The organism is Clostridium sp. AF19-22AC (assembly GCF_003479085.1).
Classification (GTDB): domain Bacteria; phylum Bacillota; class Clostridia; order Lachnospirales; family Lachnospiraceae; genus Faecalicatena_A; species Faecalicatena_A orotica.
The window spans coordinates 264,054-289,143 of sequence record NZ_QUGN01000002.1; the positions used below are offsets into that span (position 1 = coordinate 264,054).

General features: G+C 43.6%; 17 protein-coding genes. 14 read left to right on the forward strand and 3 right to left on the reverse strand.

The window, feature by feature from the left end:
* Positions 1 to 191: 191 nt before the first annotated feature.
* Both DWX43_RS03265 and DWX43_RS03270 read right to left on the reverse strand, forming a co-directional pair.
* Positions 192 to 1,580, reverse strand: coding sequence for an MATE family efflux transporter (locus DWX43_RS03265; RefSeq protein ID WP_118618743.1), 1,389 nt, complete (start codon positions 1,578 to 1,580; stop codon positions 192 to 194).
* A gap of 58 nt (positions 1,581 to 1,638) precedes the next feature.
* The gene (locus tag DWX43_RS03270; protein ID WP_118618745.1) at positions 1,639 to 2,262 is read right to left on the reverse strand and encodes a TetR/AcrR family transcriptional regulator; all 624 of its coding nucleotides are present in this window, start codon (positions 2,260 to 2,262) and stop codon (positions 1,639 to 1,641) included.
* A 439-nt stretch (positions 2,263 to 2,701) separates the two neighbouring features.
* Between DWX43_RS03270 and DWX43_RS27245 the strand changes: the two genes are divergently transcribed.
* From DWX43_RS27245 to DWX43_RS03325, 11 genes are all read left to right on the forward strand, one after another.
* A complete protein-coding gene (locus DWX43_RS27245; RefSeq protein ID WP_243099243.1) occupies positions 2,702 to 2,815 on the forward strand; it encodes a hypothetical protein in 114 nt (37 codons plus the stop codon).
* A 37-nt stretch (positions 2,816 to 2,852) separates the two neighbouring features.
* A complete protein-coding gene (locus tag DWX43_RS03280; RefSeq protein WP_118618747.1) occupies positions 2,853 to 3,827 on the forward strand; it encodes an AraC family transcriptional regulator in 975 nt (324 codons plus the stop codon).
* Positions 3,828 to 3,956: 129 nt separating this feature from the next.
* The gene (locus DWX43_RS03285) at positions 3,957 to 4,559 is read left to right on the forward strand and encodes an MptD family putative ECF transporter S component (RefSeq protein WP_118618749.1); all 603 of its coding nucleotides are present in this window, start codon (positions 3,957 to 3,959) and stop codon (positions 4,557 to 4,559) included.
* A gap of 106 nt (positions 4,560 to 4,665) precedes the next feature.
* A complete protein-coding gene (locus tag DWX43_RS03290; protein ID WP_118618751.1) occupies positions 4,666 to 5,439 on the forward strand; it encodes an energy-coupling factor transporter transmembrane component T in 774 nt (257 codons plus the stop codon).
* Positions 5,440 to 5,442: 3 nt separating this feature from the next.
* Positions 5,443 to 6,909: an energy-coupling factor ABC transporter ATP-binding protein gene (locus DWX43_RS03295; RefSeq protein WP_118618753.1), complete on the forward strand. Its 1,467-nt coding sequence runs from the start codon at positions 5,443 to 5,445 to the stop codon at positions 6,907 to 6,909.
* Between the two features lie 9 nt (positions 6,910 to 6,918).
* Positions 6,919 to 8,703, forward strand: a complete 1,785-nt coding sequence (locus tag DWX43_RS03300; RefSeq protein ID WP_118618755.1) for an ABC transporter ATP-binding protein — start codon at positions 6,919 to 6,921, stop codon at positions 8,701 to 8,703.
* Positions 8,704 to 10,461 carry an ABC transporter ATP-binding protein gene (locus DWX43_RS03305; protein ID WP_118618757.1) on the forward strand — a complete coding sequence of 586 codons (1,758 nt, stop codon included), beginning with the start codon at positions 8,704 to 8,706 and terminating at the stop codon, positions 10,459 to 10,461. It abuts the gene before it with no gap.
* Positions 10,462 to 10,551: 90 nt separating this feature from the next.
* Positions 10,552 to 11,178, forward strand: coding sequence for a TetR/AcrR family transcriptional regulator (locus DWX43_RS03310; protein WP_118618759.1), 627 nt, complete (start codon positions 10,552 to 10,554; stop codon positions 11,176 to 11,178).
* A 95-nt stretch (positions 11,179 to 11,273) separates the two neighbouring features.
* On the forward strand, positions 11,274 to 13,016 hold the full coding sequence (locus DWX43_RS03315; protein ID WP_118618761.1) for an ABC transporter ATP-binding protein: 1,743 nt from the start codon (positions 11,274 to 11,276) through the stop codon (positions 13,014 to 13,016).
* On the forward strand, positions 13,013 to 14,749 hold the full coding sequence (locus tag DWX43_RS03320) for an ABC transporter ATP-binding protein (protein WP_118618763.1): 1,737 nt from the start codon (positions 13,013 to 13,015) through the stop codon (positions 14,747 to 14,749). The genes DWX43_RS03315 and DWX43_RS03320 overlap by 4 nt, the downstream gene beginning before the upstream one ends.
* Before the next feature lie 471 nt (positions 14,750 to 15,220).
* Positions 15,221 to 19,060, forward strand: a complete 3,840-nt coding sequence (locus DWX43_RS03325; RefSeq protein ID WP_243099238.1) for a bifunctional diguanylate cyclase/phosphodiesterase — start codon at positions 15,221 to 15,223, stop codon at positions 19,058 to 19,060.
* 110 nt (positions 19,061 to 19,170) lie between these two features.
* Here the strand turns inward: DWX43_RS03325 and DWX43_RS03330 are convergent, their stop codons facing one another.
* Positions 19,171 to 22,125, reverse strand: a complete 2,955-nt coding sequence (locus DWX43_RS03330; protein WP_118618767.1) for an MBG domain-containing protein — start codon at positions 22,123 to 22,125, stop codon at positions 19,171 to 19,173.
* Between the two features lie 201 nt (positions 22,126 to 22,326).
* Between DWX43_RS03330 and DWX43_RS03335 the strand changes: the two genes are divergently transcribed.
* The 3 genes from DWX43_RS03335 to DWX43_RS03345 all read left to right on the forward strand — a co-directional run bounded on the left by DWX43_RS03335 (position 22,327) and on the right by DWX43_RS03345 (position 25,068).
* The gene (locus tag DWX43_RS03335) at positions 22,327 to 22,938 is read left to right on the forward strand and encodes a recombinase family protein (protein ID WP_118618769.1); all 612 of its coding nucleotides are present in this window, start codon (positions 22,327 to 22,329) and stop codon (positions 22,936 to 22,938) included.
* Between the two features lie 170 nt (positions 22,939 to 23,108).
* Complete coding sequence (locus DWX43_RS03340; RefSeq protein WP_118618771.1) at positions 23,109 to 24,284, forward strand: PucR family transcriptional regulator; 1,176 nt, start codon at positions 23,109 to 23,111, stop codon at positions 24,282 to 24,284.
* A 73-nt stretch (positions 24,285 to 24,357) separates the two neighbouring features.
* Positions 24,358 to 25,068 carry a sulfite exporter TauE/SafE family protein gene (locus tag DWX43_RS03345; protein WP_118618773.1) on the forward strand — a complete coding sequence of 237 codons (711 nt, stop codon included), beginning with the start codon at positions 24,358 to 24,360 and terminating at the stop codon, positions 25,066 to 25,068.
* Positions 25,069 to 25,090: the final 22 nt, after the last annotated feature.

Below are 25,090 nucleotides of genomic sequence, written 5' to 3' on the forward strand. Positions count from 1 at the left end.
TGGGAGTCTGTTTATAAAAGTACGCCAAAAAATCGGAAGTCATCTACAAGCAACAGGATTTCTTCCGATTTTTTTCACATATAGTGTGCGGGGATTGCTTAATTATTTATTTTAATAATTTCGCGACACCCTCTTTTGCTGTTAATATAGTTATGTTCAGAGAAACGGATTAAGAAAACTGCTTGCAGGGCTTAATTACGCCGTATAGCCTGCATTTTTCTATTTTGCGTACTGGTTCCTATTTTCCGGAAAGTTGAAATTATCAGACAAAGAGAAAGGATCAGAACCAGTAGATCCGTAATCACAGGCGCAAAGAATACGCCGTTTATCGCCGCCTTTGCCGGATACAGTTTGGGCAGCAGGAAGATGAGGGGGATAAAGAAGGCAATCTGGCGGAGTATCGTCAGTAAAGCAGCTTTGCCGCCCTGTCCCAGTGACTGGAATAAGGTTATGGTCATGATCATGAGGCCCAGTGTGATGTAGCTGGAGAAAAAAATCCGGAGGTTGCTTACACCAGTATTTACAAGGGCAGGGTTATCTGCTATCAGCATGGATAACATAGCTTTTGGTGCCAACATGACAGGCAGGTAAAAGATAAGGGATAAGGCTGTCGCACCGGTAACGAACACCCGCATCAGAGTTTTTACACGGCTGTAGTCCTTTGCTCCATAATTTGTGCCGGCTGCCGGCTGGAAGCCCTGGCTCATGCCCCATAGTGGTATAAAAGCAAATGCCTGAAGGCTCAGTGCCGCACTTAGGACTGTCTGCCATTCGCTGCCGCCATATTTTTGTGCTGCACTGTACATAACGGTCTGCTGGACGAGCTGCATTACCTGCATCAGCATTGCTGATACACCAACACCCAACACCTCCGGCAGAAGTTCCCAGTCAAGGTTTAGGCGGTTAATCCGGACATTCTTACTTTTTTTGGTAAAGTACCATAATGTGACACATGCCTGAGTGAACTGAGAAAGGATTGTGGCATATGCAGCACCTTCCACTGATTTCAGGAGCCACAGGAACAAAGGATCGAGAATAATATTTAAGGCAGCGCCAAGTCCCATAATCAACATAGCCTTTTTAAGCAGTCCTTCTCCCCGCATGACCATATTGGCTGATTGGGCGAAGTTAACGAAGAGTGAACCGATAAAGATAATGCGCAGATAGCGCACGCCAAGCTCCATGATTTCATTTTTTGCACCAGCCAGTGTCAGAAGCTGCCTGGTAAAAATCATACCTAATACGGTTACTGCCAGTGACAGGACAATAATGCATACGGATAGGTTCCCCATGATACGGTCAACGGTATCCTGGTCATTTTTACCGACTGCCCGGGATAGAACAGATGCAGATCCGACACCGATCAAAGTGGATATTCCGCTGTTAATCAGTGTAAAAGGATAAGAAACCTTCACAGCTGTCATAGCTGCCGATCCAATCATATTCCCGACGTAGACGGCATCCATAAAATTATATAGGCCAATGACCACCATTCCTATGATGGCGGGCAGGCTTAGAGACACCATCAATCGCCACGGATTTTCTGTCAGTAACTGTGTTCTTGTGTCTTGGGCACTCATACAATAATCCTCCTTCTTGAGTTAGTGAAAACTAACTTTGCGTTAAAAAAATACAGTCTTAAGGTAACGGTGAAAAAAGATCCTTCCAGCCGCAGCAGAAAAAGCGTTTGAGCTGAAGAAAATATGTTTTTGCTTCTTCCCGGTCCATGTCACGGACTACAATTTCAAACACACCCATCCAGTAAGCACTGGAGAGTGTCTGTAAAAGGCTTAACGACAGACGGCCAGACTCAAGAGCATCGTTGTGGATTGCCTGTATATAGTGCTGTGTCTGTGCTGCTTCGAGTTCTGCAATGCGGTGTATGAAATTGCTGAAGGCTGAACTTTCTGCCTTACTGGATAAAAGCTTGAAGGCTTCAAAATGGTCAAAAATATTGTCAAGAATCCGGTCCATCATACCCATTTTGTAGCTGATCATATCATCAAAGGGCATTTCACTGTTATTTTGGTTGAATATTTCAATTTCTTCTTCACACATTTTCAAAAAGTCATCGCAGGCGCCATCGACAATGGCGGAAAAAAGACCGGCCTTGTCTCCAAACCGCACATAGATTGAGCTGGTGCTTGTATTTGCAGCTTCGGAAATTCTACGCAGAGAAGCGTCTGCGTAACCTTTTTTTAAAAATTCCTTTGCAGCACAACACAGAAGCTGCTCGGTTACACCTTCAATTTGATTTGCCATTTTTATAAGCCTCCAATCTGTAACGATGTTATATAACACTGTTACAGATTATAAAACTACTAATTTGGATTGTCAAGAGTTTTTGGAATTTTCTAATGAAAATTATTCTCAGTTGGTTTGAAAATCTTCAGTAGATACTGTGATTAAAATTCTTTATAATTACATAGAAGATTTGAGGAAGTCAGTAATACAGACACATAATCCGATAGATATGATATACTGTAATTTTCTTATCCAGATTGCCAATATTCTGGAACACAACGATTTTCTGACCTCCCAATTGCAGCGCCTCAGGGAATTTCTGGAGGAAAGGGGATTTAGCGCAATCGTCGCTGGAATTTCGGAAGAAAACGCAGTTACTTATCTCTAAGAGTCCGTAAGGCCTTATTATAAAGACTATATTGCAAATGCAAGAGAGTCCGGCTACCGCTCACTTTACATCACATTTTATGACAATAGCGCCCGCTGTTGTTTTGAGGTGCAAGTGCGCATAAAAGGAATGGATGATTATGCTGAAATTGGACCGGCGAACCTGCTTGCAAGCAAAATCTGATGATGCTAAATGTTTAGATGAAAAAAGAGGTGGAAAAATGACACAAAGGGATAACATGCTGAATGAACTTTATTCTGAATTAATAATGAACTCTCCACAGACATTTACAATGGAGATGCCTGCAGATGTTGGAAATGGGCGTATTTTTCAAACAACTACGAAACGTGGGGTCATCTTATCGGATTGGCAGATGAATTATTTTTCTGATATAAATGTTCAAGGGATTAACAGTGACGAATACGTCCAGATCATGTTCTGTTTAAATGAAGGTGTATCGTGGGGTGTTATGAATGAATGCAATTCAGTGAATATTCAAAAGGGGGAGTCTTGTATTTATAAAGGACACGGAAAAACAGAATGTGTTTGTTATATAAAAGACCGGGATTTTTCGTTTAAATGTATGAAAATCCCAATGTCATATTTTTCTATGCTGTTAACAGAATACTTTGAGGTTCAGGAAATACAAGCGTATAAAGAAAAACTTTTAGGGGGAATTTCGAAAGTCAATATTACCCCGTCAATGGAAAGAATTTTGGCGGAAACAAAAGAATTTATGCACTTTAGAGGCGGATTGGGGTATCTATATCTTGAGGCAAAGGTATTAGAGCTTTTGGCTGTATATTTAAGTGAAATATTGGAATTGGATATTTTAATAAGAAATGATATTCCGATATCCAAAACTGAAAGAATCTCTGTCATGGAAGCTAAACGTATTATAGATTCCCAACTGGCATATGCTCCTTCGTGCGAAGATTTAGCGAAACAAGTGCAATTAAGTATAAGTAAATTAACAAAAGGATTCTCTAATATAGTCGGTATGCCGATTCATACCTATATCATTGACCAGAGGCTAACTCGCGGTGCGCAGCTTCTGATTGAGAGTAACTTAAATATCAGTGAGATTGCAGCCATGATAGGCTATTCTAAACCAAGTAATTTTTCAGCTGCTTTTAAAAAGAAATACGGCGTGGTACCAAAATTATACAAAGAAATGCAACGTTTCAATCTATAAAATACTGATTTTGGGTTTAGAAATATTGATTTTGGGTTGAAATTAGAAATTGCTATCTGTTATTATAATCACGAGTTAGTGAGAGCTAACTCAATGCGACTTCAGAATAACATAAGGAGGAAGATTTTTATGTCAAAGAAATTAACTGCAAAAGATTTTATTCTAACTGGAGCTTTGACGGCACTTATGTGGATCATTTGTATGATTATTAGTACAATCATGAGTGTGGCCGGCCCTGTAACAAATGTATTTTACCCGGCAGTAGTGGCCATTCCTAATGGAATTGTAATGATGTTATTGCTTGCCAAAGTTCCAAAAAAAGGAGTGTTCACAATATGCGGAGCTATTCAGGCGATTCTTTTCCTGTTGGTGGGTGCTTTCTGGTTTATTCCGATTGCATTGGTCGTGGGAGGTATTATCTGTGATTTCCTGGTTATGGGAAGAAAAAATATCACTATTAAGTCTATGGTTACATCATATGTGATTTTCAGCGGTGTTTTTGCATTTGGAGCTATTTGTCCGATTAAATTTTTGCAAAGTGCTTTTGTTGGAGCAATGGAGAAAAACAATATTGCTCAGGAATACATAGATGGTATGTTAACAATCACTTCTGTACCAATGCTGGTTGTGATTGTCGCAGCAGGCTTGGTGGGTGGCTTACTGGGTGGCTATATCGGACAGAAAATGTTGAAGAAGCATTTTATTAAGGCTGGACTTGTTTTGGTAAAATAAGATTAAAAAGACACAAATATGTAATATGAATAAGGTTCCAATATGAGTACCTAAATATAAGGACGGGGCTACGTTGGCGTAGTCCCGTTCATTTTCGGAGGAATACATGAAGGAAGATAATATTAAGCAAATAATTAAAACACAACAATATCATGGAACGGCAAGGCTTGATCCGCGATGTAAGGCTTTGTTATTGATTCTTCTTGGATTTACAAGCTATTTCTTGGGAGGTGATATTGTAAGTTTGGCTTTACTTGTTGTCTTTGCATTGTTTATTAGCCTTGGAAATGGGTCTATGTGGGCATTAAAAATGCTGTTGATTTATGTGATTATTGCATATCTTAACGCTCTGCTTCGATATGTACAGGTTCCTGTGTTAAGCGTAATTATGAGTGTTTTTGGTGTTACATTATTGAAACTTATTCCAATTGTTATGTTAGGGTTATGGATTTTGAGAACGACATATATGGATGACCTTATGGTTTCCCTGCAAAGAATTCATCTTCCACAAGCAGTAACAATTCCCCTTGTGGTAATGTTCCGTTATATTCCAACTCTTCGGATAGAGTATGGAATGATCCGTGATACTATGAAAATCAGAGGAATCTGTGATACGGCGTGGAAAAAGATAACACATCCAATCGCCACAATAGAATATATTTTGATTCCATTATTGATGCGATGCTTAAAAGTAACGGATGAGCTGGCAGCATCAGGAACTACGCGTGGATTGGAACTGGAGGCAAAAAGATATGCCCTGAACCGTATCTATTTCTCGTGGCAGGAATATGCAGTAATAATTTTATGTACTGCCTTTTTAGGTTTTCTTCTGTTTCTGGATCATACGTCCATTGGTGAGATTATTTTATGGAGGGTATAGTTGATGATAGAATTTCAGGATTTTTCATTCAGATATGAAGAAAGTTCAGAATATATATTGAAGAATATCAAGATGACCGTTCAGAATGGGGAATTCATTCTTCTGACTGGCAGGAGCGGTTGCGGGAAAACGACATTAATTCGGTCGTTGAATGGTTTAATACCACATTTTTATCCAGGAAAAATCAAAGGAAACCTTCTGTTGGATGGAGAATCTGTTTTAAAAATGGAACCTGCCCAACTGGCAGGAAAAGTAGGAACAGTATTTCAAGACCCACGCTCACAGTTTTTTATGACCGATACTACAAGGGAGTTGGCTTTCGGTTGTGAGAATATGGGGTATCCAAGAGAGGAAACTATATCCCGGATAACAAGAGCTGTGAGGGATTTGGTGTTGGAGAAATTTCTAAATAGAAGTATTTTTACATTATCCAGTGGCGAAAAACAGCAGGTTGCAATCGGTTCCGTTTATGCACTTGCGCCTAAAGTCTATATATTTGATGAACCTTCTGCAAATTTAGATTATGAATCTACAAAGAGGTTAGCTCAGATCATGAAAAAGCTGAAGCAGCAAGGTTTTACAATTTTTGTAGTAGAGCATCGGTTTTATTATCTGCGTGATTTATATGACCGGATCTTTTTGATTGAGAATGGCGGTATAAAAGAAAAATTCAGCAGAAACGAATTTTGTGAGCTTTCAGATGAACGACGAGTTGCTTATGGGTTGCGAACAGTATTTCCGGAAAGAGATGCGGAAAATTATTGTGCAAAAAGACGGAAGACTAAAGAGCAACATATATTGCGCGCCAAAAAGTTAGGATTCGCTTATAAAAAAGAGGAACAAGTATTAAGTAATATCAGTTTCGAAACACATTCAGGGGATGTTATTGGTATTTTGGGACATAATGGTGCCGGAAAAACAACTCTGCTATCTATTCTGACAGGGTTATTAAAAGAAACTGATGGTGAAATTCAATATGATGGAAAAAAGTTATCACCTAGGCAGCGCAGAGCACTATCTTATTTGGTTATGCAGGATACAGATTATCAATTATTTGGAAGCAGCGTAGAAGAAGAACTGTCACTTGGCATTGAGTCGGATTGTGCAAAAAAGGTCGAGGAAACATTAGAGGCGTTGGAACTTTCGGAATATCGAAAAAGGCATCCGGCATCTCTCTCGGGAGGTCAGAAGCAACGGGTCACTATTGGTGCTTCCCTGCTAAAAGACAGCCCTGTTATTTATTTTGACGAACCGACAAGTGGATTGGATTACGAATCAATGATAAGGGTAAGTCACTTAATAGAAAGGCTTGCAGATTCGGGAGTCATCATTTTTGTGGTATCACATGATTTTGAATTTATTGTTCGTACCTGTACTGAGGTATTACAGCTTGATCAAACAGGATATATTCACAATCAAGAGTTAACTCCGTCAATTCTAAAGATGCTGTCAATAAAATATTTTCGTTAGGAGAGTTTTATGTTCAAAAAAGTATTTGAGTATGCGGGACCGCATAAAAAAGAAATGTACAGAGCAACCTTCGTTATGCTGCTAAGCGTTTTGATGGGGATTTTACCATTTGTATCAGCCTATGAGATAATCACGCCGCTGGTCATGGGAGAATCCATTGAGGGTACATATATTTTACCGAGGGTATGTGGTGTGTTGGCCTGCCTTGTATTACAGGCGGTCTTATATGGTGTAGGGCTGAACATATCGCATAGAGCGGCTTATAATACGCTATTACGTCTGCGAATTGCACTGCAGAAGCGTTTTGAGAGAATGCCTCTTGGATTTATCCAAGATAAGGGAACCGGTACAGTAAAGAAATTATTTGTAGATGATGTAGACAGCCTGGAAGTATTATTGGCTCATTCTTTGCCAGAGGGAATTGCCAATCTTATGATTCCACTGGCTATCTACATGGCAATGTTTTTTGTGGACTGGAAGCTGGCTTTAATGTCACTTGTATCCATACCATTCAGTTTTATAGCTATGATGATCATGTACTCTGTTGGCATGAAAAAAATGGGACCGTATTATATGGCGGGACAGAGGATGAATAATACTATTATAGAATATATAAATGGTATGGAAGTCGTAAAGGTGTTTAATAAAGATGCAGAATCCTATGAGCGGTTTCAGAAGGATGTAAGAGATTATAGGGATTATACACTGGCTTGGTATAAAGCAGCATGGCCCTGGATGGCAATTTATAGCAGTCTCTTGCCGTGTACGATTATCCTCACACTTCCGTTGGGAGCGTGGTGTGTTCTCTGTGGCTGGTCTTCACTTCCAGATTTGATTCTTGTATTGTGTTTATCACTGAGCATTGGTATGCCATTATTAAAATCCATGGGATTTTTACCGACCATGCCGCAGTTAAACTGTAAGATATCGGCGTTGGAACAGGTTCTTGATAGCGCACCACTGCAGCAGACAGAGGATGATTTTGTTGGAGGGGATCATACAATTTCATATAGAAATGTTACCTTTGGATATTCTCAGAGTAAGCCAGGTCTGGATGGACAGCCAATTGAAACAGTAAATAATGTAATTAATAATGTGAGTTTTATTGCAAAGGCAGGACAAAAGGTGGCATTGGTCGGGGAATCTGGATCTGGAAAAAGTACGCTGGCAAAGCTTTTGATTCATTATTATGATCCGCAGCAGGGCAGCATATCGATTGGCGGTCAGAAGATCTCGGAAATGAGTTTGGAGGCCCTGAATAATCAGATATCCTATGTGGCTCAGGATCAATATTTATTTAATGCCTCGCTTTTGGAAAATATTAGAATGGGACGTTTAGACGCAACGGACGAAGAGGTTATGGAAGCCGCGAGGAAAGCGCAATGTTCAGAGTTTTTAGAAAAATTGCCCAATGGTATTCATTCTATGGCCGGAGATGCCGGAAAAATGTTATCTGGAGGACAACGTCAAAGAATTGCGCTTGCACGCGCTATCTTAAAAAATGCGCCAATTGTCGTGTTGGATGAAGCAACTGCCTATGCAGATCCGGAGAATGAAGAGAAGATGGAAGAGGCTATCGCAGAACTGGTAAAAGGCAAAACACTTTTGGTTATTGCCCATAAACTTCCTGCGATAATGAATGCAGACCAAATCTGCGTCATGGCACAGGGTTCGTTGGTAGCAACGGGAACTCATGAAGAATTGTTAAAGAGCTGTAAGGAATATCAGAAATTATGGCATGCAGTTTTAGATAGTGAAGAGTGGAAGATCAATACGTCAAAGGAGGGGAGATAAATGTTCACATTATTCTCAAGAATTTTAAAACTTTCCGGACAATATAAAGGCCGAATACAGGCAGCCTTAGTATGCGCCTTTTTGGAATCTATTCTTTCCAAAATGCCGATTTTTTTTGCATTTGTTGTTTTGACTGGGTTTTATCAAAAAACATTGACAGGTAAGCAATGCCTCTATGTGGGATTTGGTTTGGCAGGTGCCGTGGTCGTCCAGATGTTGGTCCACTTTTTAAGTGACCGTTTACAAAGTGCTGCCGGATTTATGATGTTTGCAGACAAAAGAATGGAACTGGGAGCACATCTTGGAAAAATGCCGATGGGATATTTCACGGAAGGTAACATTGGAAAAGTCAGTTCTGTTTTGAGTACAGATATGGTATTTATTGAAGAAGTATCAATGAGCACCTTGGCGAATATGCTGAGTTATGTCCTTTCTACATTTGTGCTGCTTGTGTTTATGTTCGTGCTTGACGGGCGCTTAGGTCTGGCAGCGGTGGCTGTTACGATGATTGCTACTTTAGTAGCACATAATATGAACAATCAAGTTTCGTTAAATGAGGCAGTAAAAAGACAGGATCAAAGCGAACATTTGACAGATGCGGTACTATCTTTTGCAGAAGGTATTAGCGTAATTAAGAGCTACAATCTGCTTGGAAAAAAATCAGAAGAGCTGGCAGATAATTTTAGACGCTCCAGAGATACCTCTACTGCGTTTGAAGCAAAGATGACGCCATGGACAAGTGGCTTAAATGTTATTTATGGGATAGGAATCACTGCTATTTTCGCATTGTCCATTCTGCTACAACTGAATGGAAGTTTATCCCTGCCTTATTTATTAGGCGTACTGCTATTTGTATTTGACCTGTTTGGGCCTCTAAAGGCGCTGTATGGAGAAGCCTCCAGACTTACAGTAATGAACGCTGCTCTTGATCGGATTGAAACCGTTTTGTATGAAGAAAAATTGCCGGATGAGGGTAAAAAGCATATTCCCGCTCAGAGTGGCACGGATCAGCCAGAAATTGTTTTTGATAATGTAGCTTTTGCTTATACAGATAAGGAAGTTCTGCATGATATTAGCTTTACCATGAAGAAAAATACAATGACTGCATTAGTAGGTCCGTCTGGAGGGGGTAAGTCTACCATTGCAAATTTGCTCGCACGCCTATGGGATATAAAATCCGGAACGATAACCATTCGTGGGACAGATATTCGAGAGGTGCCTCTAGCTGAACTGATGGGACAGATCAGTGTGGTCTTCCAGAGAGTGTACCTTTTCCATGATACTATTTATAACAATATAAGTATGGGAAAACCAGACGCATCTGAGGAAGAGATTTATGAAGCAGCCAAGAAAGCAAGGTGTTATAATTTTATTATGGCATTGCCTGATGGATTCCAAACAGTTGTTGGCGAAGGCGGTGCTACACTATCAGGCGGGGAGAAGCAGCGTATCTCGATTGCCCGCTGTATCTTGAAGGATGCCCCCATTATAATTCTGGATGAAGCAACAGCAAGTGTGGATATCGACAATGAAAGCTATATTCAGGAGGCCATATCTGAACTTGTAAAGGGAAAGACGCTGCTGATAATTGCCCATCGTCTAAATACGATTCAACTTGCTGATCAGATTTTGGTGATTGTTGATGGTGAAATCAAACAGCGGGGAACAAACGAAGAACTTTTATCACAGGCGGGGATTTATCAAGATTTTGTGAATATACGTGAACGATCCGCAGGCTGGAATCTAACAATATATTAATTATGTACTTTTGAGTCTTGACAAATTATCTTTAAGCTGTTAGAATGATAACAGTGTTATGAAACGGTGTTATTGTTGGGAGGTGATTCTGTGGCAAAACAGATTGAAGGAGTTTATGAACGCCTGCTGGAATGTGCGAAACAGGAGTTTTTAGAAAATGGCTATAAGGATGCATCCCTTCGGACGATTGCAGTAAATGCAGGTACCAGCACCAATTCCATCTATGTCCGTTTCCGGGATAAGGAGGGATTATTTGAAGCACTTGTGGAACCTGCGGTAACCGGGGTACTTCAGTTATTCAGTGAAATTCAGGAGACGTTTCACAGGTTCGAGCCGGAAGTGCAGAAGGAACGCGTCAATGAATACAGTTTTAGGGAAATGGACCATTTTTTAGATTATGTTTATGAGAATCTGGATGAATTCCGCCTGCTGCTGGATGCTTCCCACGGTACCAAATTCCAGAACTTTGTAGATGAACTGACCCAGATTGAAGTGGAGTATACCTATAAATACATGGAAGTGGCCGGGTATAAAGTCGCGGGAGACATGGAAGTGACTCAGGATTTTTTACATATAGTCACTACTGCATATTTTGAAGGCGTGTTCGAGGTTGTCCGGCACAGGATGAGCCGTGAGACTGCCGGCAAATATGTTTGTATGCTGGAAAAATACCATGCGGCAGGATTTGATACTTTTTTTGGCCAGGAGGATTCATAAAATTATTTGTTTGGCTGCAGATTCCATTTGATGGAACAGGCAGCCTAAAAATAAAATCATGAGTTAGTTAAAACTAACTAAAAGGAGGAAAAACTATGAAACAGCAAAGCCCTTTGCTCCGGATATGGGAGCTGGGAGAATCACAGCATGGAAGGCTTCTTAAGTCCATTGTGCTGGCAGTCATTGGCGTTTTGGGAGGCCTTGTGCCTTTCTTTGCAGCGGCGCAGGTCATCATTGCCTTGATACAGGGGGAAACACAAAGGGGAATCTACCTGTTTTGGTGTGCGTTGGCACTGGCAGGTTCTCTTGTGAAGACGTTTTTTTACAATGTGGCGCTGGCAGTGTCACATAAAGCTGCCTTTTCCATTTTAAAGGAAATCCGCCAAAAGATCCTTGCCAAGTTGCCCAGGATGCCCCTTGGAACCATTGTGGATACTTCCGGCGGCAGGATGAAACAGATCATCGTGGATCAGGTGGACAGTATGGAGACAACGCTTGCCCACCTTGTTCCGGAGATGACATCCAACCTGTTGGTCCCGGTCAGCATTATCATCTACCTGTTTGTTCTGGACTGGCGCATTGCGCTTCTGTCTCTGGTATCCATCCCGGTAGGGATGCTGTTTATGATGCTGGTCATGGGCGGTTATGGAAAGGATTATGAGGGTGCCGTTCAGACAACCAGGGAAATGAACGAGAGCATTGTGGAATATATCAGCGGCATTGAAGTCATCAAGGCATTCAACCAGGGGCAGAGATCCTACGGGAAATTTGCAGACCGGATAAAAGCTAATGCGGCTTATTATTATCACTGGATGAAAAAATGCCAGTTTAAAATGTCCCTTGCTTATGCCATTGCACCGGCCACGCTGGTCACTGTGCTCCCGGCAGGATGGCTCATGTACCGTGGCGGCAGTCTTCCTATGGAAACCTTCGTAATCGCCATTGTACTGTCATTGTGCATTGTAGGCCCGCTGATCAAGGCCATGAGCTTTACGGACAGCCTGGCAAAAATCGGAACCATTACCGGCTCTGTTGACGAGATATTGAAAGGAGAAGAGCAGGAGCATGCCAAAGCACCCGCATCCATAGGGAAAATGGACATCGAACTCCGTCATGTATCCTTTGGCTATCATTCTGAGAAAGAGATCCTGCATGATATTAACCTGTCGATCCCGGCAGGTACAATGACAGCGCTTGTAGGCCCATCTGGAAGCGGGAAATCCACCATTGCCAAGCTGATCGGCGGCTTCTGGGATGTGGACAGTGGGAAGGTTCTGCTCGGGGGAACAGATGAGAAGGAAATTCCGCTTTGGCAGCTTTACGGGCAGATTGCCTTTGTATCCCAGGACAATTATCTGTTTAATGATACCATACGGGAAAATATCCGGATGGGCAGGACTTCCGCATCGGATGCAGAGGTTGAAAAGGCGGCAAAAGCCGCAGGCTGTGATACGTTCATCCTCGGACTGGAAAAGAAATATGACACAAAAGCAGGAGGCGGCGGCGCCCATCTTTCCGGTGGGGAACGGCAGCGGATTGCCATCGCAAGAGCGATGCTGAAAAACGCCCCTGTCATCATCCTGGATGAGGCCACGGCCTATATTGACCCCGAAAATGAGGCCGTGGTGCAGAATGCAGTGGCGAAGCTTATCCAGGGAAAGACCGTCATCGTAATTGCTCACCGGCTGTCTACGATTACAGATGTAGACCAGATCGTGGTGGTGAAGGATGGCCGGATCGATGCTGTGGGTACCCATGAAGAACTTAGGAAAGACAGTACGCTGTATGAAACCATGTGGAAGGCGCATATAGGGGGAAAGGATGGTGATGCAGCATGATAAATGCTTTAAAGAAGATCTGGCAGTTCGCCGGGAAAGAACGGAAAAACATCAATAAATCTGTTATAGTCTGCTTTTTGGAAGCAGTTTTCAAGATGTTCCAGATTGGGGCGATCTACTTTGTCCTTCTGGCACTGACAGGAGGGGAGGGCGGAACCGGCCCTGCATGGACGGCGGTTGCTCTGATGCTGGCCAGTATTCTGGGAAATGCAGTTACGCGGTATTTCTCACAGCTTCAGCAGACACATGCCGGATACTTTATGGTGTCAGATAAGCGTATCCAGATCGGCAGTCAGCTGAAAAGCGTGCCTATGGGTTATTTTAACGATAACAGCCTTGGGGAGATAACCGGAGTTACCACAACGGTCCTTGAAAATGTAGAGACCATTGCTCCTATGGTGCTGGTAGGGATGTTGGGCGGTTTCGTCAATTCACTGGTGTTCACGGTCATGGTCCTGGTTTTTGACTGGCGGATTGGTTTGATTGTTGTGGCGGGAACCGTGATATATCTGCTGATAACCTCTTTAATGGAAAGGAAATCCGCCCACATTGCACCGAAGCGCCAGAAGTCTGAGGCAGTATTGGTGGAGGCGGTTCTGGAGTATGTGCAGGGAATGAGCATCATTAAGTCCTTTAATCTGACTGGAAGGGGGGATAAGAAGGTACAGGATGCACTGGAATCCAACCGGAAAAGCAATCTGGATATGGAGCAGCTGTTCACACCCTATGTGATCGCCCAGGGACTGACACTGCAGATCTCCGGCATCGGCATGATACTGGGGGCAGTACAGCTGTTTTTATCTGGAAATATGCTCCTTGCCGATGCACTGATGGTGGTGATTATGTCCTTTCTGGTCTTTGCACAGATTGAAACAGCCGGTAGCGGGATGTCACTGCTAAGGCTGGTTAGCAGCTCCATAGAGCATGCCAACCAGATGGATGATATACCGCAGATGGATGTGAGAGGGAAGGAGATGGCCCCGGTCTCCCATGATATCGTCTTTGACCATGTCAGGTTCTCTTATGAAAAAAAGGAAATCCTGCATGATGTGTCCTTCACGGTCCCTGACAGGACAACGACTGCAGTTATAGGACTCAGTGGTTCAGGAAAGACCACACTCTGTAATCTGGCTGCACGGTTCTGGGATGTGGATGGCGGCTCGGTGAGGCTCGGAGGACATGATGTGCGCGACTATACATTGGAATCTCTGATGGACCAGATCAGCATAGTATTCCAGAATGTCTACCTGTTTGCAGATACCATTGAGAATAATATTAAATTCGGAAAACCAAAAGCCACGCATGCCCAGGTGGTGGTGGCTGCAAAACAGGCATGCTGCGATGACTTTATTGAGGCACTCCCGGATGGATACCATACGGTGATCGGTGAGGGCGGCGCTTCTTTATCCGGCGGGGAAAAACAAAGGATCTCCATAGCAAGAGCCATGCTGAAGGACGCGCCTGTGGTGATCCTTGATGAAGCTACGGCCAATGTGGACCCGGAGAATGAGGACCGGCTGCAGAAGGCTATCGAGGCACTCACAAGGGATAAGACCATCATCATGATCGCACACCGGTTAAAGACCGTGCGCAACGCAGACCAGATCCTGGTGGTGGATGATGGGCGGATCGTGCAGAGAGGAAACCACGAGGAGCTGATCAGGCAGAAAGGAATCTATGCGGACTTCGTGCTGGAGCGTAAAGAAGCAACCAGTTGGAAGCTGAATGCTTAAGAGATTATAACCAGATGATGGACAGATATAAAAAACAATAGATATGAGGAAGCACTGTATAACATTAACAGAATAAATATACAGTGCTTCTTTTTTGCTTTTTACTCCGATATATAAATCGGAAAAAAGCGATAACTTCAAAACAAGCAACAGAATGGGGCAAAAGGAATAAAAAATTAAATGAGGGGTATCCATCTTGTTCTCTGGATGCTGATGTACACTTGCTCTATTAGAAATTACTGGTTTTATCCTTTCAAAAAAAGGGATTTTATTGTAAAATGATAACAGGTTTCCTGTCCATTTTTACAGGGAAGCATCTCTTGTTTTGTAAAAACGTTCCAGACAATGCCCTCGATATGCTTTATAATTGCTGTATTTCATAAAAGCATTTGAACTGGTATCCATGACGTATAAATAGAGGGTTAAAGCTGCTGAACGCAGATTGTGGAGTTAGGTGAAGGAGAGATTATTATGAATGATTTTGATGCGATTTTATCGGATGGACATATGGAACAGCTAAAAGATATAGTAGAAAATTTTCCTCTGGCCTGTTATTTTTTAAAAAAGGATAAGGAGCTTACAATTTTGTATGGAAATGCAGCTTTTTATTCGATGCTGCAGCAGAGCAGGGATGATGTCAGGTATAAATATAAAAACTGTCTTTCATCCTTACTCTCTACAGAAAAGTTTTTCGAGGGATACCAGGAGGATATCCAGAGCAGGGAATTCCTTCATGATGCGGAAGTACATAATAGAAAGCGCCGTTTTTATACCCGGATGAAGCTGATCGAAGCAGGTGGGATTTATTGCTGCATGTCATTGGATGTAAGTGATTTTGTACTTGGTAAAACAAAAAACGAGGATATGCTTCAGCTTCTGCACGTTTTATTTACACAGCTCCGGCAGGAAGCTTTTGTTGTAGACGTCAAAAACCAGATCGTCTATATGGCCAGCCAGAAAAAAATCCTTTCAGGCCTTCCTAAAGTGTTTACTTTTTCTGCATACTCTTCTGAGTATGCAAAAAGGGACCGGCCATTGAGCAAGACAGATGATGACAAACTGCAGCATGCATTTCATAAAACGCTGAAGCAGCATGTCCGTACTATAAACGAAGTGAGGCTGACCAGTGGGGAATGGGTCCGTTTCCAGTTCAGCTCCTATGAAAAAAAGAAGGACAAGGAGCCTGTTATCCTGGGGTTTATTGAAGACATATCCAAGGAAAAGCAGGAGTATTTAACCTATCTGAAGGAAACGCAGTTTTATCATATGCTGCTGTCAGAGAAGAAAGCATACGGACATTTTAATATATCACAGGACCAGTTTTATGGAATGGGCGGCATCTGGAACCTTTATAATGAACTGATTGAGGAGATGACCTACACACAGCTGTACACACGTTTCATTTATAAGGTTGTACATCCGGATGACCGCAGGGGTTATATGGAGCTGATGGACCGTGATAACCTCAAGCAGTCTTATCAAAACGGTCTTACCAGATTAAAATATGAATTCCGCAGGATCATAGAACAGAATAAGATGATGTGGATGGAGATAGAAATCCTGCTGTTTAAGGAGCCGCTGCAGAATGAACTGATGGCGCTGATGTATCTGACGGATATTGACGAACGGAAGAAAAGCAGCTTTCAGCTGCGCTATGAGTCAGAATTTGATCAGCTGACGGATGTGTATAATAAAAAGAGTACAGAAACAAAAATCATTCAATGTCTCCGTGAACCGGCAGAACTGCGTGCCTTTCTGATCCTGGATCTGGATAATTTTAAAGAGATCAATGACAGCTATGGACATAAAGCCGGAGATGATACGCTGATACTGTTTGCAGATTATCTGAAGGCAGTCTTTCACGAACACTGTGTTGTAGGACGTTTCGGTGGTGATGAATTCATTGTCCTTATGGAACAGATCTCGTCCTATAAAGAGGTTGATGAAGCATTGATGGATCTGTATCAGAAGATGCAGGAGGATAAAAGGTACGATATTAAATTCAGTGCCGGTATTACCCTGATAAAAGGCAGCAGTGATTATGAAACTGTGTTTGAACAGGCTGATAAGACTCTGTATGAGGTGAAAAATTCACAGAAAGGTTTATATCAGTATTATAACAGGGAGGTAAAACCCAGGCTGGATCTAAAAGAACTGCAGTCCTTGACGGCAGCGGAATGTGCAGAGGCAGGATATGAAAATCTGGAACTTTTGGAAAAAAAGGATTTTGATACCTATCTGGGAGAATTTGGAGATATTGCCTATCTTGTTGATCCGGACAGCTATGCTCTTATTTTAGGAAACCAGGCATTTTATGACCGTGTCGGGCTTACAAAAAGCCAGTGCCGTCAAAAAAAGTGCTATGAGATCATGCATAGGAGGAAGAGCCCCTGTCCGTTTTGTGCAAAGGCAAACTGGTCAAAAGATAAATTCTATTTATGGAAGGATATGAATACCGCACTGGAACAGGAATTTCTTATCAAAAATAAACTGATCACATGGAAGCAGCAGGTTGTTTTACTGGCGATCGCTGTTGATATTTCTAATGATAAGAGTATTGTGGATTCCATGGAAAGTAATGCAACAGAAAGCCATTTTCTGCTCAGTGGTATCCAGCATATGCAGGAAAGAGTGAGTTTTGATGAGGCAATGCAGAGTATTCTGGAAACGATCTGTCATTTTTTCAAAGCAGATCATGCAGGGATCTGGATGATGGATGAACAGAGCGGTCTTTATGCACTGAACAGCGAATGGTTTGTCGGGGAATCAGGGGACCAATGGACATTAGGCGAAGAGGAGGTGGCGGTGCTCAGCGGATGGCTGAGTGCGCAGAAGTGGAATAAGCCGGTGAAGCTGGAGAATCCGCAGGCAATGATCGGAGAGTCTTTCGATATGTACCAGCTGATGCAGGGGCACCATGTGGAAAATCAGCACTGGATCCATCTGGAAGAGCATGGGGAGGAGTACGGCTGTTTAGTCATAAATAATACCAATGCCAACTTTCAGAATGTTTCATTTCTGGAATCCCTGTCCGGTTTTATCGTCAATGAGATCAAACGGGACCGTCTGTTCCAGGCGACGCTTCATGCCAATCACTACGATCTGCTGACAGATGTACTGAACAGAAACAGTTATGAAAATAATCTGCCGCATTACCAGTCAGAAGCGGTACGCTCACTTGGTGTGATCGTTGCCAATATAGATAATCTGAAAAAGATCAATGAGGATCATGGCACTGTTACCGGAGATCAATATATCCGCCATCTGGCAAATCTGATGAAAATGGTCTTTGCTCAGACGGATATTTACCGTTTCAATGGTGACGAATTCCTGATCATTGCCGTGAATAGTGAAAAAGCCGTGCTGGAGGGCCAGGTTCAAGAGCTGAGGGAGAAAATCGAGAAAAATGAAAATTTCAGTGTGTCTCTCGGATTTTCATGGGATAATGTGGAGCATGATCTTACGGCATTGATCCATGCCGCAGATGATGTGATGAAGCTGAACAAAAAACGTCATTATGATGAAATGCATGGGAGTGGTGATATGCAACACCGCCAGCTGCTTAGAAATCTGGTTAGGCAGATCCAAAGAGGTGAGTATGTCATTTATCTGCAGCCCAAATACCATCTGGAAAACCACAAGGGGATCGGTGCGGAAGCTCTGATCCGTCAGCAGCACCCGGAATTCGGAATCCTGCCTCCATCTGAGTTTATACCAGTTTTGGAATCAAACGGGATCATCCGCTATATTGACCTTTTTGTCTTGGAAGAGGTATGCAAACTGCTGCAGAAGTGGGATCGGGATGATCTGGTCATATCTCTGAACTTTTCAAGGGTTACGCTGATGGAAGATGATCTTATCAGCAGCATGAAGAAGATCCTGGATAAGTATGATTTCCCAAGGCAATGTCTTGAGATCGAGATGACGGAGAGTACAGTGGAACACTGTCCGGCCATGCTCTATAAGACGGTACAGGAGATCCGTAGCCTTGGTCTGCGCATATCCCTGGATGATTTCGGCATCCGCTATAGTAATCTGTCTGTACTGAATGATATCCATTTTGATACACTGAAGCTGGACAAGAGCCTGATCCAGACGCTGGTCAGCCAACAGCGGAGCCGTATTATCCTGCGAAATATCATACAGATGTGCAGGGACCTGGATATAGAAATGATCGCAGAGGGTGTGGAAACAAGCCGTCAGGAGGAAATCCTGAGATCACTTGACTGCCCGAACGGACAGGGGTATCTATTTGCACGTCCGGTTCCTGTAAAAGATTTTGAAGCCGATTATATCCTGGACAGATCATAGTAGAATATTTGATGAGGAAGGAGATTTTATAGATATACATAGAATTATAAGAAATATTTCGGAGGCAGCTCTTAACGGGCTGCCTTTTTTAGACAGCCCATGACTTGTAATTATTCTTCTGTTTCTTCCTTGCGTTTCCTGCTTTTTAGGAGTGCGACCGTTCCAGCGGATAACGCCATTAACATTGCCCATAGTCCGGTAGTTGTGGTGTCACCTGTTTGTACAGCACCGTTCTTATCATTTTTTGTGCTATTGGATGGTTTCTTCGTATCTGTGCTGCCAGACGGCTTTTTATTATCTACTGTATAAGTCCTTGTAACGCTTCCTGTATAATTGCCTTTAAATGTGATCGTGACAGTGACTTTGCTGCCGTCCTGCTTCTTACTAACATCATAGTCAGTGCCCTTTTTCAACTCCTTGTCGCCGTCCTTAATGACAAGGTTCTCTACATCCTTGTCACTTTTCATGTCAGGTACGACAATCTGGCTGTTATTGTCAATACTCTTTGGGGCAATCGTAAAGGCGAGGGTAGTTTCTAACCCTGTATAGTTGTCTGTGCCTGCAACTGCTGCTTTCACGTACCATGTGCCTGCGTCAATCGGAACGGTATCTGTGTAGGTTCCATCCTCAGAATCACTGTAGGTAAAAATGACATTGCCGAACGTTGCCTTGGCGGTTGGAGATACTGCCTTTTCGCCATACGTCCAGCCCGTCATAGCAAGGCTCTCTCTCCAGCCGTTTGCTGCCTGCACCACAGTGACGGTAACATCAATATCAGGAACGGTTACATAATTTTCTGTATCTTTCGGTGTATAAGCAACCTTGAATGTATTTGTTCCTGCGCTGCCGACAGCCTGTGTATCATCCGCCCATGTAAAGCCCTCTGGGAGTATGATATCCTTTAAAAATTGCCCGTAAGCCGCCGCCAGGTTCGTTGGTGGAGTGTAAACAGGCGTGGCTTTTTCAATCGTAAATTCCTTATAATCAGATTCAGCGTCACTATACAGGGCATTTTCCTCTAAGGCTGCCTTTACCCGGTATGTACCCGCATTGACGGGAGCGGAGCCTAGTTTTGTCCATGAACCATTATCATTCTTCTCATAAGTAAACTTGACCTCACCATCACTTCCGTAAATCGCACAATTATCTTTCGTTAGGGTAATTGGTTTCCCTGTGTATGTCAGGTGCAGGTCATTGACAGCAATCGTGCTTTTTCCTTTCAAGTTTACGGTAACTGTTAATGTTTCATTTCCGGCTGTTGATTTACCGCAGTCATATTCATAGACCAGTGGCGTTCCCGCTGCAACTCCGGTGACCGTTGAGCCTGATAAGGCAGGGTCACCGCCGCTGATAATGGTAACTTTGCTGACATCCATTCCCTTCTCTAATTCCTTCAGGTCAAAAGTAGAGCCTGTAAATATCATGTTATTGATAGCCGTATCTGTTTTCGTAAGGCTGGATAGGTTTCCGTTGTCTCCGAGATTTAACCATGCCAACTTACAGTTGTCACAGTTTAAATTCCACAAGCCAGTACAACGGCTGATATCAAGGCTTGTTAAGCTGGTATTGGAACATTCCAATGACTGCAAGCCAGTACACCCGCTGACATCAAGGCTTGTTAAGCTGGTATTGGAACATTCCAATGACTGCAAGCCAGTACACCCGCTGACATCAAGGCTTGTTATGCTGGTACGGAAACAGGCCAATTCCTGCAAGCCAGTACACCCGCTGACATTAAGGCTTGCTAAACTGCTGGTATTGGTACAGCCCAATTCCTGCAAGCCAGTACACCCGCTGACATCAAGGCTTGTTAAGCTGGTATTGGAACAGTACAATGACTGCAAGCCAGTACACCTGCTGACTTTAAGGCTTGTTAAGCTGGTATTGTAGTTACAGTTCAATTTCTGCAATTCAGTGAACCCGCTGACATCAAGGCTTGTTAAGCCGGTAGAGCCACAGGTCAATGTCTGCAAGCCAGTACACCCGCTGACATCAAGGCTTGTTAAGCTGGTAGAGCCACAGGCCAATGACTGCAAGCCAGTACACCCGCTGACATCAAGGCTTGTTAAGCTGGTAGAGCCACAGGCCAATGACTGCAAGCCAGTACACCCGCTGACATCAAGGCTTGCTAAACTGTTGGTACTGTAACAGTCCAATCTCTTCAAGCCAGCGAACCCGCTGACATCAAGGCTTGTTAAGCCGGTAGAGCCACAGTACAATGTCTGCAAGCCAGTACACCCGCTGACATCAAGGCTTGCTAAACTGCTGATACTGGAACAGTACAATTTCTGCAAGCCAGTGAACCCGCTGACATCAAGGCTTGTTAAACTGGTGTTGTTACAGGACAAAGACTGTAAGCCAGTAAGTTCGCTGACATCAAGGCTCGTTAAGCTGGTGTTGTTATCACATTTCAGATACCACAAGCTTGTAAAGTATCCAATTCCGGTTAAATCTGAAATTCCCTGAAAGCCGACATCAATCCGCTCTACCGCATTGATTTCTTCCTGTGATAAAGTGCCGCTGTCATCTGTATCAAATTTCTTTACATAATCCCTAAACGCACTGTCTGGGAAGTTTGTATCATTGATTGTGACATCTCCCGCATTTGGAACTGAAAGTACACCCTTATCTAAACTAAGGGTATCAGCCTTTGGCGCACTCTCTGTAACTGGCTTCTGTTCTATGGCCGTTACGGCTAGATTGCATTCCACATAATGCCCATCCGCATTATAGCCCTCAACTGCGCTGTAATCATACGTCTTATCGTCCACTGCGATTCTGGCAGGGTATTCCGGTTTCTCCTTGCTGATGATGGTGTTTCCGTCCGTCCAGCTCCATCCATCCGGTAAGGCAATGTCCTGCAAAGCCTGTCCTGCATTTCCTGACAGTTCCTGCGGCAGTGTGATCGGTGGGGCATTTTCCTTGATTTCTGTTGCTTCTGCCTGCTGTACGACCGTTGTCTCTGCGTCTGCTGCGTAAACCGTGGCAACAGGTGAAAGCACGGACGTGATACCCATGACCGTGGCCACCACGACAACGGCGCTTTGTTTTTTCTTATCTGCCATTTCTATTCCTCTCCTTTTCCATAGTCGTTCACTAGGTGGAAAACATAGCCTTAATGTAATGATTAGACTGACACCCGGCGGGTGAGAATTCCTTTTCACAGGTTTATGATTGTATTAAGGTATGCCTTTGCACAATTCAACATATGCTGCTGGACGAATGGCGCATCCTCCTGTAAATACTAGAACAGGAGGTGTTTTCATTTGAAGAAGAATTATTATGGCTACATGCGGGTTTCCAGCATAGACCAGAATATCGAGCGTCAGCGTCAGGAACTGCTCCGCTGGGGAATCGTGGAAAAGCATATCTATGCTGACAGGCTGTCCGGCAAGGATTTTAAACGGCCAAGCTATCAGAAACTGCGAAAAAGGCTCAAAGAAGGGGATGTCCTTGTGGTGAAGTCCATTGACAGGCTGGGGCGCAATTATGAGGAAATACAGAGCGAGTGGCGTTATATCGTCAAGGAGGTGAAGGCGGATATCGTCATCATTGATATGCCGATACTGGACACCCGAACCAATAAGGACTTGATCGGTACGCTCATTTCCGATATCGTGTTGCAGCTTCTCTCTTATGTGGCGCAGACAGAGCGTGAATATAACCGCCAGCGGCAGGCGGAAGGGATTGCCATTGCCAAGGCGCAGGGCAAGCACTTAGGCAGACCACGCAAGCCCTATCCAAAGGGCTTTGATACCTGTTTTGAATCATGGCATGATGGGCGCATGGACTTTTCGGAAATGGCAGTGCAGCTCCATTTGAGCAGGGAAGAACTGCGCTGGCTCATACGGCGAAAAAACAGGGATAAAAAAGGATGAAGAACAGGCTGCTTATATCAGGCAGCAATCCGATTGTGCAGATGGGAAACCATAAAGAAGGATTATCATCTTGCAATATTAAACAGAATCCATTATAATGTGCGCAGGACAACGAAGTTCAAATTAGGCTTCGTTGTCCTTTTTGCATTGCTAAGGAGGCGGGATATAAGATGGCAGTTACGTTGCGGCAGTTATATGAGGATGTAAAAACAAAAGAGGATATCACGCTTGTTGCCGGGGAGCAGGGACTCGACCACACAGTCCGCTGGGTACATATGGTAGAAGGGACCGAGATATCTTCTTTTTTGGAAGGGGATGAGGTAGCGTTTACAACCGGGATTGCACTAAAAGATATGGAGGGCCTGCTGGAACTGGCTGTCCTCAACCAGAAGCGGCAGGCGGCCGGAATGGTCGTCAATCTGGGGCCTTATATTAAGGAAATCCCGGCAGAAGTCCTTGCTTTTGGAAATGAAAACGGTTTTCCTATCTTTTCCGCACCCTGGCGGGTCCATATGGCAAATATCATGCGTGAATTTACCAGGCAGATCCTTCTGGATGATATGAGAGGCCTGGAAGTGGAAGCTGCTCTAAAGAATGCTTTCTTTTTGCCGGACCATACAGAGCTGTATCTGCCGGTATTAAAGAAGCATGGATATAAACCGGAATGGCTGTACTGCGTGACGGTCATTGAAATCTGGGATAGGGAAGGGCTTCGCCCTAAACCGGAGCTGCTAAAAAAACTGGTGCATTTCAGTTCGGATTTTTTTCGGGTCCGCCAGAGATATACTGCTGTCATAGAGAATGAAGGGGATATCATTGTCCTTTTCTGCAATATGACAGAAGAACAGGCGGAAGGACGGATGTCAGACTTCACCAAAAAGCTGCATGGCAGGCCGTTTTCAGACTTTGGACTCTCATGCTATATGGGGAGCGGAAGCACAGTGGGCGGCGCTTACAGGCTGGGGGAATCTTTTGAACAGGCAGAACGTGTAAAAAGCCTCCAGAAAAAGAGGGGGCAGAAAAATACCCCTTTGTCTTATTCTAGGATGGGGGCATACAAATTGTTCCTTTCTTTGAAGGAAGAAGTGCGGGAGGAATACTATACCGAAACACTGGGCTGCCTGGAAAAGTATGACCATATAAATGAGACGGATTATCTTTATTTCCTGAAAAAATTCTTTGAACTGGGCTGCAGCACGCAGGAGGCCGCCGCCCGGCTTCACCTGCACCGAAACTCTGTGGCTTACAAACTGCGTAAGATTGAAGAGATTATTCAGATGCCTGTAAATGAGCCATACAGCCGAACAAAGATTATGATAGCCCTTATGCTGCAGGAAATTCAATGACGTGATCCCTGATCCTGACGTATAGCCTCTGCCTTTTGTAGATTCTTGCACAAAAAAAGACAGGAGGCTGGCCATGTTACATGAAATAATGTTCCAAATCATTTTATTTTTGTCCAACACCATCCAGACGATTACCGGGTTTGCAGGCACGCTGCTGGCTATGCCCTTTTCCATAGGGCTTGTGGGAGTGGAAGAGGCAAAGGCGGTTCTGAACCTCTTTACGTTAGCAACATGCCTCGTCATCACGCTCCAGAACCGACACCAGATTCAGTATGGGATCCTTCTGCGGATTGTTTGTGGCATGGCGGCCGGAATGCTGGCCGGGATCTGGCTTTTTGACAGGCTGCCCCTGCAGATGCTGCTGAAGCTTTATGCTGTACTGGTGATCCTGGTGGCGCTAAAAAAATTGCTGTTTAAAAAAGAAATACCCCTTCCGTCCTGGATGATGCTTTTTGTAGTGTTTGCTTCCGGCATCATACATGGTATGTTTTTGTCCGGCGGTGCGCTCCTGGTAGTCTATGCGGTCACAGTCCTGAAGGATAAACAGGAATTTCGCGCTACTATGGCTCCGGTGTGGGTGATTTTAAACGCCCTTCTGATGCCGGCCCATTATCAGGCAGGATACTATACTGTACACAACTTGTCTGCCGCGGCAGTCAGCACCCTGCCGCTGGTCTTGTCAATCGCCCTGGGCAATTACCTTTACCGCAAGATCAGTCAGAAACATTTTTTGACGATCACATATATTCTGCTGATCATCTCCGGTGCCTCTTTACTGCTTTGAGTCTTATACCGTATGCTGTGGT